Source organism: Phytobacter sp. MRY16-398 (assembly GCF_003925915.1).
In the GTDB taxonomy this organism is placed as follows: Bacteria; Pseudomonadota; Gammaproteobacteria; order Enterobacterales; family Enterobacteriaceae; genus Phytobacter; species Phytobacter diazotrophicus.
The window spans coordinates 2,762,206-2,776,503 of record NZ_AP018756.1 but is presented as its reverse complement, the minus strand read 5'-3'; the positions used below and the strand labels follow the sequence as shown (position 1 = coordinate 2,776,503).

11 protein-coding genes are annotated in these 14,298 nt (G+C 51.7%); 4 read left to right on the top strand and 7 right to left on the bottom strand.

Annotated elements, in window-relative coordinates; genetic code table 11:
- Nucleotides 1-59 precede the first annotated feature (59 nt).
- On the bottom strand, nucleotides 60-1,457 hold the full coding sequence (gene clcA / locus MRY16398_RS13760) for a H(+)/Cl(-) exchange transporter ClcA (RefSeq protein ID WP_039079142.1): 1,398 nt from the start codon (nucleotides 1,455-1,457) through the stop codon (nucleotides 60-62).
- A gap of 229 nt (nucleotides 1,458-1,686) precedes the next feature.
- On the opposite strand from clcA, the gene MRY16398_RS13755 reads away from it, so the two are divergent.
- Entirely contained in the window at nucleotides 1,687-2,205 is a 519-nt protein-coding gene (locus MRY16398_RS13755) for a DUF6622 family protein (RefSeq protein WP_071194291.1), read from the top strand.
- Between the two features lie 716 nt (nucleotides 2,206-2,921).
- On the opposite strand, the gene dcp is transcribed toward MRY16398_RS13755, so the two are convergent.
- Complete coding sequence (dcp, locus tag MRY16398_RS13750; RefSeq protein ID WP_125124602.1) at nucleotides 2,922-4,967, bottom strand: peptidyl-dipeptidase Dcp; 2,046 nt, start codon at nucleotides 4,965-4,967, stop codon at nucleotides 2,922-2,924.
- 172 nt (nucleotides 4,968-5,139) lie between these two features.
- Between dcp and ydfG the strand changes: the two genes are divergently transcribed.
- From ydfG to ydfZ, 3 genes are all read left to right on the top strand, one after another.
- Complete coding sequence (gene ydfG, locus MRY16398_RS13745) at nucleotides 5,140-5,889, top strand: bifunctional NADP-dependent 3-hydroxy acid dehydrogenase/3-hydroxypropionate dehydrogenase YdfG (RefSeq protein ID WP_039078881.1); 750 nt, start codon at nucleotides 5,140-5,142, stop codon at nucleotides 5,887-5,889.
- A 90-nt stretch (nucleotides 5,890-5,979) separates the two neighbouring features.
- Nucleotides 5,980-6,666, top strand: coding sequence for a GntR family transcriptional regulator (locus MRY16398_RS13740; protein WP_039078880.1), 687 nt, complete (start codon nucleotides 5,980-5,982; stop codon nucleotides 6,664-6,666).
- A 172-nt stretch (nucleotides 6,667-6,838) separates the two neighbouring features.
- Entirely contained in the window at nucleotides 6,839-7,042 is a 204-nt protein-coding gene (gene ydfZ, locus MRY16398_RS13735) for a putative selenium delivery protein YdfZ (protein WP_039078879.1), read from the top strand.
- A gap of 32 nt (nucleotides 7,043-7,074) precedes the next feature.
- On the opposite strand, the gene MRY16398_RS13730 is transcribed toward ydfZ, so the two are convergent.
- The 5 genes from MRY16398_RS13730 to MRY16398_RS13710 all read right to left on the bottom strand — a co-directional run bounded on the left by MRY16398_RS13730 (nucleotide 7,075) and on the right by MRY16398_RS13710 (nucleotide 14,180).
- Nucleotides 7,075-8,538, bottom strand: a complete 1,464-nt coding sequence (locus MRY16398_RS13730; protein ID WP_125124601.1) for a mannitol dehydrogenase family protein — start codon at nucleotides 8,536-8,538, stop codon at nucleotides 7,075-7,077.
- 206 nt (nucleotides 8,539-8,744) lie between these two features.
- Nucleotides 8,745-10,079, bottom strand: coding sequence for an MFS transporter (locus MRY16398_RS13725; RefSeq protein WP_125124600.1), 1,335 nt, complete (start codon nucleotides 10,077-10,079; stop codon nucleotides 8,745-8,747).
- A 58-nt stretch (nucleotides 10,080-10,137) separates the two neighbouring features.
- Complete coding sequence (gene manD, locus MRY16398_RS13720) at nucleotides 10,138-11,352, bottom strand: D-mannonate dehydratase ManD (RefSeq protein ID WP_039078876.1); 1,215 nt, start codon at nucleotides 11,350-11,352, stop codon at nucleotides 10,138-10,140.
- 256 nt (nucleotides 11,353-11,608) lie between these two features.
- The gene (locus tag MRY16398_RS13715; RefSeq protein ID WP_039078875.1) at nucleotides 11,609-12,988 is read right to left on the bottom strand and encodes an MFS transporter; all 1,380 of its coding nucleotides are present in this window, start codon (nucleotides 12,986-12,988) and stop codon (nucleotides 11,609-11,611) included.
- Between the two features lie 166 nt (nucleotides 12,989-13,154).
- Nucleotides 13,155-14,180 (bottom strand): Zn-dependent oxidoreductase, encoded by a 1,026-nt coding sequence (locus tag MRY16398_RS13710; RefSeq protein ID WP_125124599.1) that lies wholly within the window; start codon nucleotides 14,178-14,180, stop codon nucleotides 13,155-13,157.
- Nucleotides 14,181-14,298 lie beyond the last annotated feature (118 nt).

Sequence of the window (14,298 nt, the reverse complement as noted above, 5' to 3'; positions counted from 1 at the left end):
AACAGGCAAGGGGTTCGACGGCACCAGCGAATGGCCGTCGAACCAGTGCGGAGAGCAGGTTATGAGGGCACCGAGCCTTCTGGCGCCGTCTGTTTTGCCAAAGTACGCGCCAGAATCGAAGAATATAACGGTTTCCCACCAAGAAATTGTGCGAGTAACGTCGCACCGAGGCAGGTAATAATCATCGGCAGTATGAGCTGATAATTATCTGTCATTTCCAGTACCAGGACGATCCCCGTTAGCGGAGCACGAACGGACGCAGCAAATAACGCCCCCATCCCGGCAATGGCAAACGTACCGGCTTGAAGCCCATAGGCCGGGAACAACTCCGCGACACCCACACCATAGGCGGTGCCGAGCACGGTACCTAACGCCAACATTGGCGCGAAAATTCCGCCAGGCGCCCCGGAGCAAAAACAGAGCAGCGTTGTAAGCAGACGGACCAGAAACATCACGATTAATGCATAAAACGTAAAGCCGCCGCTGGCCGCATCGGGGATCAATTCAAAGCCGCCTCCGGCCCCTGGCGCATAAAGCAGCGCAAGGATGCCACATCCGCCGCCTATACATCCCCCTACCACCAGGGTTCGCCATGTTCGCCCGCCATAGATATGCTGAAAACCATCCTGAAAAAGAAAGACGAGGCGATTAAATAATACGCCGACGAGGCCAAATAACATCCCCAACACGAGATAGAGCCACAGCGTATTGACTGGCGCATTGGATAACTGCCCTACGGCGATGACCGGGCTTTCGCCATTAAATGTGCGAAATACGATGCTTGCCATGATCACGCCAATAAAAACGGCTTTGATGGAGATAAGGTTATAGCGAAATTGCGGCCTCATCTCTTCGAGAATAAAGAGAATACCCGCCAGCGGTGCGTTAAACGCTGCCGCCAGACCGGCAGCCGCCCCCGTTGCCAGCAATGAATGGCGCGCCTCACCATGTTTTATCCGCAACAGGTCAGAGACCATTCGGCCAATATTACCACCGAGCTGAACGGTTGGCCCTTCTCTCCCGAGCACCATGCCTGCGCCGAGCGTTCCCATACCGCCAAAAAACTTCACCGGTATGACACGCCACCAGCGTACAGGGCGTAACTCTTCCAGCGCGCCTTCGATTTCAGGAATACCGGAGCCCGATGCTTCAGGCGCAAAACGCCTGACGAGAAAATAGCCCATCACCGCCAGCAGCCCGGAGATAATAAAAGCCATAATCCATAGCGCCCACCCGCTTAAGTCAGCCTGCTGCAGAAAACTTATTCGCCAGTGCTGCACGGCATTGACGGCGCGAAAGAATGCGACGCCAGCAAACCCTACGAGCGTGCCAACAATAGCAGCACAAATTAATACGGCGACGGGCGTCCGGTCACGGTACAGCAACGCTTTGAACATGCTTTTGCGTGCCAGTTCCGTTTCTGGAACTTGCACATCTGATGAACCAGGAACAATCATTTTTTGCAATGTCATCTACCAACAAGGGAGGAGAGTTTAACGCACCTTATGCCGACTAAACAAAAACGATGTCGTTACAGGACGTATCACTTCCCTTGCAACAGGTTCTTTCGCGCGGAATAACGCCCTGTCGTGTTGCTGTCAGCCCGCTGTCGTGTGGGTGTCGTGTTGCTCTTATCTGGCCCCAGACATACTTCTGCCGGGTAAACATTCAGCCAGGAGAATAACCATGACTATTTTCACCATCCTCAGTCATACCCCGCTGTGGGTATGGATACTTTTTGCTTTTCTTATAATGCGGGGTTATGCCGCTCTCTCAGAGAGAGAAATGAATATCAGTCAGTTGTTTATTTTACCGCTACTCTTTCTGATTTGGGGAGTATGGGGTTTAAAGGAAGAGTTTAATTTTAATGTTGCCTCATTAGTGGGCATGTTTAGCGGACTTGCGTTGGGTATTGTGGCCGGGTGGCGGTTATGGAAAAACCAGCCTCGTTTAAAAAACAAACCGCATAGCGACAGAATTATTCGCGCGGGCACGCCTCTGACACTGATTTTTATTATCATGGGCTTTGGCTCGAAATATTGTTTGCTGGTTTGGTTGTCGTTGCATCCGGAAGCACACTATGCCGTACAATTCAGCGCCCTGTTCGGCGTTATTACCGGACTTGTTGATGGGTTATTCTGGGGTGGGACACTGAATCTTTTTTCCTCATGGCGCAAAATGTCGCCACATGTACGAGGCGCTTAGGCAGATTCTGCGGCACTCTGGCACACCCTTTTGGCAAATTATGCGGCCTGCTGTCGTCATGCAGGCCCACGGAACATAATTACTCGCCGTTGAGTACCAGCTTATTATAGGCCTCTAATAGTTGCGTCTGAGAAACATAACGGTCGGCCACAAAAGAGATGGCGCCACATTTACCATTGCTAAACGTCACAAAGCTAATCTCTATCGCCAGGCTTTTTACAACCGCGCCGGGATAGATACAATTAATCTTACGTTCATACGGTCTGACATCGATTAATTCAGCAGGTTTATCTTTGATAAATAAAAGGACTTTCCTCATTTTTCATTCACATTAATCAACAGATACCTGAGTGGAATGTAATTATTACATCACCCTGGCTGGCATCTTAATTTCAGGAATAATCTGAGAGCACATAACACTCATCAAAGCGTCGTGCTTTCCGGATTTATTTTATCCCTCCCTTACAGCCGAAAAAAACAAAACATACTATGGAGATCAGGCGACATTAAAAAATAGTCTAACGTCACGAGACCATCGATTAAAGGTAGACATACTTAATGAATTATTACATCAATAAATTATTTCATTATCAACTATGTCGCTTGAATCACATTGCACCGCTTCGGTTAGCACGTTAACTTAACATTTGCGTAGCATTTAATTATCACGCATAAAAAACCGGGCATCAGCCCGGTTTTTTATGCTATTTCTGGCCCTACTCGCTCAGGCCTCGGTTTTTCAGCATCGGTTCAATCTGCGGATCATGACCGCGCCACTGGCGATAAAGTTCAGCTAAATCAGTACTATTGCCACGCGACAAAATCGCTTCGCGGAATCTTTGCCCGTTTTCTCGGGATAAACCGCCCTGCTCCACAAACCACTGGAAGCCATCGTCCGCCAGCATTTGCGTCCACAGATAGGCATAATAACCCGCTGCGTAACCACCGCCGAAGATATGGGCGAAGTAGCTGCTGCGATAACGGGGCGGTACCGCAGCGATATCAAGCCCTTCGCGGCGAATCGCCTGCGCTTCAAAGGCATCGACATCGCTGACCTGAGTCACGCCATCCAGACTGTGCCAGTTCATGTCCAACAAAGCCGCACTCAATAACTCCGTCATGTCATAGCCTTTATTGAACTGGGTACTGCGCAACATTTTATTGCGTAGCGCTTCCGGCATTGGCTCACCGGTTTGATAATGGCGCGCATAACGCGTGAACACCTCAGGATGGCTGGCCCAGTGCTCGTTAATCTGTGACGGGAACTCAACGAAATCACGCGGCGTATTGGTCCCCGACAGGCTGGCATAGCGCTGGCGGGCGAACAAACCATGCAGCGTATGACCAAACTCGTGAAACAGGGTGATGACATCATCCCACGATAAGAGCGCCGTCTGCCCGGCGGCCGGTTTCTGGTAGTTGCAGACATTGTAAATAACCGGTTTGGTGGAAAGCAGCGTCGATTGTTCGATGAAATTCCCCATCCATGCGCCGCCGCTCTTTGAATCGCGGGCAAAGAAATCGCCATAAAACAGCGCCAGCCCTTCATCATTCTGGTCGAATATTTCCCAGACTCGCACATCCGGGTGGTAAACAGGAATATCGGTACGTTCTGCGAAACGAATGCCAAAGAGTTGGCTCGCTGCATAGAACACCCCTTCGCTCAACACCGTGTTGAGCGCAAAATAAGGGGTGACCTGTGATTCGTCGAGGTCGTATTTCGCGCGTCGGACCTGTTCGGCATACCACGGCCAGTCCCAGGCCTGAGCGGTGAAGCCCCCCTGCTGTTCATCAATGACCTGCTGAATATCCGCCAGTTCACGTTCAGCGCGGGCACGTGCCGCCGGGGCAATACCGCGCATAAAATCAAACGCGGCCTGTGGATTGCCTGCCATCTGGTCGGCCATTTTCCAACTGGCGTAATCCGGGAAGCCGAGCAATGACGCCTGTTGCGCCCGTAATTGCGCCAGACGCAATACGATAGCGCGCGTGTCATTGGCATCCCCGCGCGAAGTCCGTGACCAACTGGCAGTAAACAGGTTTTCGCGCGTCTGACGGTCCCGCAGCGCGGCCAGCGCCGGTTGCTGTGTGGTGTTTAATAGTGAAAGCAACCAGCGATCGGTCAGCCCTTTTTCTCGCGCCGCATCGGCTGCGGCGGCGATAGCGTCATCGCTCAGTCCGTCGAGTTGATGGAGATAATCCACCACCAGACCACCGGCTTTGTCTGCCGCCAGCAGGCGCTGATTAAACTGGCTGGTGAGCGTCGCCGCCTCGGTATTTAATGCTCTCAGTACCGCTTTATCGCCAGCGGAAAGCGTCGCACCAGCCAGTATAAAGCGCTGATACATCACCTCGACCAGCCGTAAAGACTCATCATCCAGACCGGCTGATTCCCGATTTCGCCAGACGGATTCAACGCGCGCAAACAGGGCGTCATTGAGATAAATATCATTCGCCAGTTGCGCCAGTTCAGCGGAGAAGGCTTCGTCGAGTTGCTGTAAAAAATCATTGGTATGCGCGGAGGTCATCGCGAAAAAGACACTGGTCACTCGCGTCAACAACTCACCACTGCACTCCAGCGGCAAAAGGGTATTATCAAACGTGGCGGGAGCCGGGTTTTGCGCAATGGCGGACACCTCGGCGCGTTTTTCCTCAACCCCACGGTCGAATGCGGGGCGATAGTGATCCTGATGGATAAGATCGAAGCGCGGTGCCTGATAAGGCAGCGTGCTGACATCGAAGAAAGGATTCGTTACCGACATAATTTACTCCTGAATGCGGTTAGTTACCCCAGACCAGACATCCATGGTATTGGCTGTGATGATCTATCAGTAGCACAAAGTGAAGATTTTTTGCCAGGCTTAACTTAGGTTACCGCCACCGAGCGGTGCGTGCTATGGTAATACACCACAAAAAGCGTTGAGGAACAGCAAGATGATAATTTTGGTTACCGGGGCAACAGCGGGTTTTGGTGAGAGTATCACACGTCGTTTTATTGAAAATGGACACAAAGTCATTGCAACAGGCCGCCGTCAGGAGCGCCTGCAAGAGCTGAAAGACGAACTGGGCGACAATCTGTTTACCGCGCAAGTTGATGTGCGTAACCGCGCAGCCATTGAAGAGATGCTGGCAAATCTGCCTGCTGAATGGAAAGAGATTGACGTGCTGGTGAATAACGCCGGGTTAGCCCTGGGACTCGAGCCTGCGCACAAAGCCAATGTGGATGACTGGGAAACCATGATCGACACCAACAACAAAGGCCTGGTCTATATGACCCGGGCGGTGCTGCCGGGCATGGTGGAGCGCAATCGCGGTCATATCATCAACATTGGTTCGACCGCAGGGAGCTGGCCGTATGCTGGTGGTAACGTCTATGGCGCCACCAAAGCGTTTGTGCGTCAGTTCAGTCTGAACCTGCGCACCGACCTTAACGGCACCGCCGTTCGCGTAACCAATATCGAGCCGGGCCTGGTGGGCGGTACGGAGTTTTCGAATGTGCGTTTTAAAGGCGATGACGCGAAAGCCGAAAAAACCTATGAAAATACCAACGCCCTGACACCGGAAGATGTGACCGAGGCGGTCTGGTGGGTGGCGACGCTGCCAAAACACGTCAATATCAATACCCTGGAGATGATGCCAGTAAGCCAGACCTATGCGGGTCTGAGCGTACATCGCGCAGGCTAATTTTCCCGCCCCGGCCTGCGGGCCGGGTATGGGAACGGCGTCTATTTAATGGTATGGTAGCTGGGTTAACCTCTTAAAAAGTAAGTGCGAATGATCGTTGAAACCCAGCTCAACCCGACGCAACCCGTCAACCAGCAAATTTACCGTATTCTCCGTCGGGATATTGTTCATTGCCTGATTCCGCCGGGAACCCCGCTTTCTGAAAAAGAAGTGTCGATCCGTTTTGACGTTTCACGTCAGCCCGTGCGTGAAGCCTTTATCAAGCTGGCGGAAAACGGTCTGATTCAAATCCGCCCCCAGCGCGGCAGCTATGTGAATAAAATCTCCCTGGCTCAGGTCCGTAACGGCTGCTTCGTGCGTCAGGCCATTGAGTGTGCGGTCGCCCGTCGTGCCGCCGGGATGATGACGGACAGCTATTGTTATCAGCTTGAGCAGAATCTCAATCAGCAACGCACTGCCATTGAGCGCAAGCAGTTGAATGATTTTTTCCAGTTGGATGATGAGTTTCACCAGAAACTCGCGCAAATTGCCGACTGTCAACTTGCCTGGGATACCATTGAAAACCTCAAAGCGACCATGGACCGTGTGCGCTATATGAGCCTTGACCATGTATCACCTCCGGAAATGCTGCTGCGCCAGCATCAGGATATTTTTGATGCGCTGGAAAAAAGAGACGCCGATGCGGTGGATCAAGCGATGACCCACCATCTGCAGGAAATCAGCGGTTCTGTGAAACTCATCAGCCAGGAAAATCGCGACTGGTTTAGCGAAGAGTAATTCCCCTCCTCCTGTTTTGTTTTTGAAACGTTGTGCTGTTTTTGCGCGCTAAAAAGTGTGACGTTGATCAAAAACAAAAAATCATCTTAGCAAAAGCGTTTTCATAAGGCGTCCGTGACGGGGACGCCTTATGCCCCGGCATGTTTTGCGGATGATAAAAGGAGAAACCACCATGATGACTTATGATCGTAACCGTAATGCAATCACCACCGGCAGCCGCGTCATGATTAATGGCACAGGTCGTACCGGGAAAATTATCGCTATCCATGCCAATGGAATGACGCCAGCTCAGTTGCGTCGTAGCAAAACGGTAGAAGTGGAAGGTTGTGAAGGCCAGTTTGAACCTGTTGAACTGATTCGCCTTGGCCTGCACTAATGGTGTGATGCCGCCTGAAGGCGGCATTTAGATCAGAATTTCGCCGCGTACTGTGCAACCGTGGCTTTCGCGCCGTTCGCCAGCAATGCCTGATAGGCACGCGTTACCTGTTCAACAAAGATCGCATCTTTCGGCAGCTCAGTGCCAAAAATCGCCTCAATACCCAGCAATGCGTTAACGCGTGCTTCCCCTTCTGCACTGCCTGCTACAGCCTGCTGAATCACAGCCAGCAGCGGATCGCTCACTTCGATCGCATTGCCCTGCTCATCAACACCGCCCACATAGCGCATCCAGCCTGCAACCCCCAGCGCCAGCAGATCAAAGGCATGCTGATGGACACGGTGCCAGCGCACGGAATCCAGCATACGTTGAGGCAGTTTCTGGCTGCCATCCATCGCAATCTGCCAGGTACGGTGACGCAGCGCCGGGTTGCTGTAACGCGCAATCAGCAAGTCCGCGTAATGCGCCAGATCGACCCCTTTCACTTTCAGCGTCGGTGCCTGCTCCTGCAACATCAGGGCATGGGCAGCGCGACGATAGTTGTCGTCTTCCATGCACTCATTGATGTGCTGGTAACCGGCCAGATAGCCCAGATAGGCGAGGAAAGAGTGACTGCCGTTGAGCATGCGCAGTTTCATCTCTTCAAATGGCACCACGTCAGCGACGAGTTCAGCCCCGGCTTTTTCCCATTCCGGGCGACCTGCCACAAAGTTATCTTCGATAACCCACTGACGGAACGGTTCACAGGCCACGCCCGCCGGGTCGCGCACACCGGTCAGTTGTTCAATTTTATCCAGCGTATCGGCTGTTACGGCGGGAACAATACGGTCAACCATTGTTGACGGGAAGGTCACGTTCGCGTCAATCCAGTCGGCCAGTTCTGCATTAACCGCACGGGCATAAGCGCAAATAACATTACGTGTGACATGGCCGTTTTCCGGCATGTTGTCGCAGGACATCACCGTGAAGGCCGCCAGCCCTTTAGCCTTACGACGCGCCAGCGCTTCAACAATCACCCCGGCGGCAGATTTTGGCTGCTGCGGATTTTGTAAATCGGCGGCAATAAACGGGTGATCGAGCATCAATTGCCCGGTAGCCGGAGAGTGGCAATAACCTTTTTCCGTAATCGTCAGTGACACAATCGCCACCTGCGGTTCGCACATCGCCGCAAGAACCGCTTCCAGACCATCAACCCCGGCATGCAGTGCGCGTTTGGCGACACCGACAACACGCACAGTCCACGCATCAGCAGACATTTCCGCCACGGTATAGAGATTATCCTGCGCTTTCAGATCAGCAATTTGCTGTTCGCCGCCAATCAGATTGACCTCACAGTAGCCCCAGTCGCTGCCATGCTCTGTTGCCAGAATGTCAGCATAGACAGATTGATGTGCGCGATGGAACGCACCGAATCCCAGATGCACAATGCGCGGGACAAGACGTTGACGGTCGTATGCCGGAACAGCGGCATTCGCCTTTAACAGCTGATTTTCCATGGTTTTACTCATTTGATAGTTAAAAATCGCTTCATTGCGGTGAGTGACATCATCATGCTGTAAACCATCTCATTTGATTGGTATGACATCTTTGATTCAAGTCAACTACCATACAAGAAGGATGAGGTTTTGCAGCTTGTTTTTACTGAATTCATTCCCCCTCCCAGAGAGGGGGCAACAAAAGAGCCGTAAGTCTGGTTTTATTATCAGTGTTGTCCCCACTGTTGGTATTCGCCCTGGCGTCGGCGTGGCGCGGTTTCAGGCATTAGCGCCAGGCCAATCACCGAAATCACACCTAATACGATGACATACGCCGCCATACCGTAATAATGCCCACCGGTCATCTGCAGGATTTTCACCGCCACCAGCCCCAGAACACCGCTACCAATCAGAGAACCGACCTGCCAGATCAGGGCGATACCGCTGCAGCGGATATGTGTCGGGAATAATTCCGGGAAGAACGATGCCTGGGGTGCGTAACACATGCTGTGGCCAAAGGTAATAACCATGACCATCGCAATCTGCGTCAGCCAGTAACTGTCCTGATTGATGGCGAGGAAGAACGGAATAATGGCAAGCACCTGCAATAATGCCCCAGCGATATAAACCGGTTTACGGCCAATTTTGTCGCTTAATGCCCCCATCGCCGGGATGGCAATAATTTCCAACAGTACGGCGACGATCATGGCATCCATCAGGATATTGGCGCTTAAGTTATTTGCTTTACCGTAGGCCAGCACAATCACGGTAAACATGGCGAAGGTACAGGCTTCGATTAATTTCGCGCACACCCCTTTCACCACAATCCCCGGATAATGACGGATAACCTCGACAACCGGGCGGGATTCAACCGCTTTGGTTTCGCGGATTTTGGCAAACACCGGCGACTCATCAATACGTAAGCGAATAAACAGGCCAACGATGACCAACAGTGCGCTCAGCAGAAAGGGAATACGCCAGCCGTAATCCATCATCGCCTCTGGTGAGAGAACGCCGTTGAGTAAGGCAAAGAGGGCCATTGGCAACAGGAAGCCAGCCGGTGCACCAACTTGTACCCAGCTCGCAAAAAAGCCCCTGCGCGCCGGCACAGAGTATTCGGCGGTCATTAATACCGCCCCTGCCTGCTCACCTCCGACGCCAAAACCTTGTAAGACGCGGATCAGGATGAGTAATACCGGCGCCCAGATACCGATTTTTTCATAGGTTGGTAATAAGCCGATGCAGAACGTTCCCAGCCCGACGATTAAGATTGTGATAACCAGTGCTTTTTTACGCCCGACTTTATCGCCGATATGACCAAAGACAATGCCGCCTAACGGACGGGCTAAAAAGCCCACAGCATAGGTGGCAAATGCGGCCAGGGTACTGATAAGAGGATCGGTACTGGGGAAAAAAAGGTGACCAAAAAACAGAACAGCGGCCGTACCGTAAGCGAAGAAATCATAATATTCCGCCGCGGTACCGATGGCCGACGCGGTGGCGACACGTTTGATAACAGGTGTGTTATCTGTTGCGTTTTTGATATCCACTGAACTTACCATAATCGTATTCCCGAGTAAGAAGCTTGTTATTTGGGCAACATCCTTATCAACGTGTTAACTACCAGTTCCACAACGTGCCATCTTCCAGCCGGGCGACCGGCAGACACGCTGGATCGTAGGGGTATTTTGCCGCCAGTTTTTCATCAAACGCGATGCCAAGGCCTGGTTTGTCGCCTGGATGCATATAGCCATTATCAAAGCGCCAGCTATGTGGGAAAACTTCGAGCATTTGCTCTGAATATCCCATGTACTCCTGGACACCGAAATTCGGTACCCACAGGTCAAAATGCAGCGCCGCGGCATGGCAGATCGGCGAGAGATCGGACGGACCGTGCGAACCGGTACGGACCTGGTAGAGTGAAGCGAAATCAGCGATACGGCGCATACCCGTTATCCCACCCGCATGGGTAATCGTGGTACGGATATAGTCGATAAGCTGCTCTTCAATAAGTTGCTTGCAGTCCCAGATACTGTTAAACACCTCACCCACCGCAATCGGCGTGACGGTATGCTGGCGAATCAGACGGAAGCACGCCTGGTTTTCAGCCGGCGTCGGATCTTCCATCCAGAACATGCGGAACGCTTCAATGCTTTTACCAAAGCGCGCGGCCTCAATTGGCGTCAGACGGTGATGCATGTCATGCAGCAGGTGTTCGTGGAAACCGAATTTGCTGCGCACGGCGTCGAACAGTTTGGGGGTAAAATCGAGGTATTTCTCGGTAGACCACAGTTGCTCTTCCGGCCACACCCCTTTGGTTGCCGGTTCGTAGGCGAGCCCTTTACCTTTCGCCATGCCGTAGGTGGTTTTCATTCCCGGTACGCCGCACTGCACGCGAATCGCTTTAAAGCCCATCTCTTTGTGCCGCGCGTAATCTTCCAGCACATCATCAATGGTGTGACCCGTTGTGTGGCAGTAGACCATCACCCCATCGCGGGAAGCGCCGCCCAACAACTGATACAACGGCATGTTGGCGGCTTTAGCCTTGATGTCCCACAGCGCCATATCTATAGCGGATATCGCCGACATCGTGACCGGGCCACGGCGCCAGTACGCGCCTTTATAGAAAAACTGCCAGATATCTTCAATGCGGTGTGCATCGCGCCCGATTAACTGTGGGCAAAGATGGTCTTTCAGATATGAGGCCACGGAGAGTTCGCGACCATTGAGGGTGGCATCGCCGAGTCCAACAATGCCTTCATCGGTGGTGATTTTTAATGTAACGAAGTTACGCCCCGGACAGGTGACAAAAACCTCGGCCCCAACAATCTTCATTTTTCGTTCCTTACACCTTCACTGTGATGCAAGAAATTTATCTTTACGCATACTACCATACAAGTATAAAAGACAAGAAACCGATCCGTGATCACAAAAAAAGCGCCTGGATTTTACGCGCACCAAACGACACAGGGCCGCGCCAGCTCTCACTGGTGCGGCCCTGGTAACCCTTAAACCCGATACATGTCTCTTAACGACATGACGTTTTGCCTGTCGCCGCCTAAGCGGCAACTATGACTACCGGGCAGGCACATTAATTCGCCTGATGAATGGAACTAACCGCCCGATTCCGCCCCTGCGCTTCGGCAGCATCTTCCAGAATGCTAAGATCGCGGTCTTTGACTTCCGGCATCAGAATCGCCGACACCAGGCCAATCAGTGAATAGACAATGACCATCGCCAGAATCGGCAGCCATGAACCGGTCATGTTGCAGAAGATCCCCGCCAGAACCGGGCCAAAGCCTACGGCCACCAGACCACCCGCCTCTTTGGATATCGCCATCCGGGTAAAGCGATTACGCGAACCGAAGATTTCAGCCATGGTGATATTTTCCAGTGCGAACAGCCCCAGTACGGCAAAGTTATGAATAACAATCAACGCCGTCATGATAACGCCCGGACTGTAGCTCTTATCCACGACAATCGACAGCATCGGGTACGCCAGAATGATCGCCGAGATATTCAACAGAATGTAAGGCAAACGGCGACCAAATTTGTCCGACAGCCAGCCCAGCAACGGAATAGTGACAAAACCAATGATGGAGCTGATCATCAACGCATCCGTAGGGATAGATTTATTGAACATCAGCGTCTGCACCAGATACCCGGCAAGGAAAGTTTGAATCAGACCCGAGTTACCAGCCTGGCCGAAACGTAAGCCGGTCGCCAGCCAAAACGATTTGCTCGTAAACATCGCCCCCAGCGAACTTTCTGATGACTTACTCTGTGCAGGTGCGTGTTCGCCTTCGTTAACTTTTTCAAACACCGGGCTTTCTTTGAGGTTCATTCGCAGCCAGATAGCAAAGATCATGACCACAACACTCGCCAGGAACGGAATACGCCATCCCCATGCCAGCAGTTCTTCTCTGTCGAGAGCAAAGAACATCACCGCCCAGATAGCCGTTGCGCTCAGCGTACCGCAGTTAGTGCCCATCGCCACCAGCGAAGAGATAATGCCTCGCTTCCCTTTTGGCGCATATTCCGCCAGCATGGTCCCCGCCCCGGAAATTTCCGCACCGGCACCCAGCCCCTGAATAATACGTAACGTCACCAGCAACACAGGGGCAAATATGCCAATTTGCGCATAGGTTGGCAGTACGCCAATTAATGTCGTGCAGATCCCCATCATGGTGATGGTAATAAACAGCACTTTTTTGCGACCAATACTGTCGCCCATTTTGCCGAAAATAAACGCACCGACAATACGGGCGATATAGCCTGCACCGTATGTCCCCATCGCAAGAATAAGCGCCATCGCTGCGGATTGTTCAGGGAAGAATATTTCATGAAAAACCAGTGCTGCGCCTAATGAATAGAGCTGGAAATCCATAAATTCCAACGCGGTGCCCAGCCAGCCGGATACTGCCGCTCTTACCAGGTCTTTTGTGCTTCGCTCATGTGTTGTTTCTGTCATAATGGCTATCTCTAAGAGGTAGATGCGTATACGCCTAATCCTTCAGGCTGCCTCTTTATTGGCTGCACTCATTTATCCCAGTTACGTACAACGCTTATGCGTCTGAGATGTCATTTATTTGCCGCCTCGATGCAACATGAATAATTCTGCGTAGATAAAAATGTCTTTATTGTTCATCGGAAAAAGTCAGTAATACCTTGCAGCACTTACGCTGGTCCTTCTCAAATACTTCTATTGCGTCGATAACGTGCTGATAATCAAAAGCATGAGTAATCAGTTTATCCGGGTCGATTAATCCTTTTTGCAACCACTCGATAACCGTGGGGAATTTATTCGCGTTCAGGCGAGAAGAAAAAATAGAGAGCTCTTTACCCGTAATACCTTGCTGAATAATCTGGCAAGGATCGCTGGAGAAGCCCATCAGAACAATGCGCGCCGCCGGTGAGGCCAGGCCAATGGCCTCCTGCAGAATTGACGGGTGGCAGGCAGCGTCAACAATCAGCGTGGGTTTAAGCCCCTTCTCCGCTAAAAAGTCTTGCAGGGATTGCTGCCCGTTATTAATGACCCAGTCGGCACCACAGTTTTTTGCCATGGCAAGACGTTCATCGATACGGTCGGCCACAATAATTTGCTTCACGTTATTAACGCCTTTCAGCGCCTGAACGGTTGTTAACCCCATTGGACCAGCACCGTAAATTAGCGCAACGTCATTTTCTCTGGGAGCGGCCTGACCGGTGACATTCGCAGCGATGGTGAAGGGCTCAATCATCACGGCATGTTTATCGGAGATGGCATCTGGAATAGTGAACGCATTCTTAGCCGGTACTGTCGCATATTGGCTAAACCCACCGTCGCGATGCACCCCTAATACGACCAGTGAAGTACAAACATTCGGTTTACCAATTGAACAGGGATAACACTCACCGCAACTAATAACCGGATCAACCGAAACACGCTCACCAATACGTTTTTTATCAACCCCATCACCCACCGCGTCGATAATGCCGAAGAACTCATGACCAATAACGCGCGGGTATTTTGCAAAGGGATTATGGCCACGATAAATATGGCTGTCTGAACCACAAATCCCGGCAAGTTTCACCTTTACCCTGACTTCGCCTGCTGCAGGTACAGGCAATGGACGCTGTTCAATGACCAGGTTATTTGGCTCTCTGATAACCACACTTTTCATACGTAAATTCCTTGCATCTTTTATTGCGTTTTTTATTGCGATGAAGGGAATTTACGCAACTGAACTACTACCATACAAGTATAACGATCAAAAAAGCTGCGAGCGATCACAAAAAACG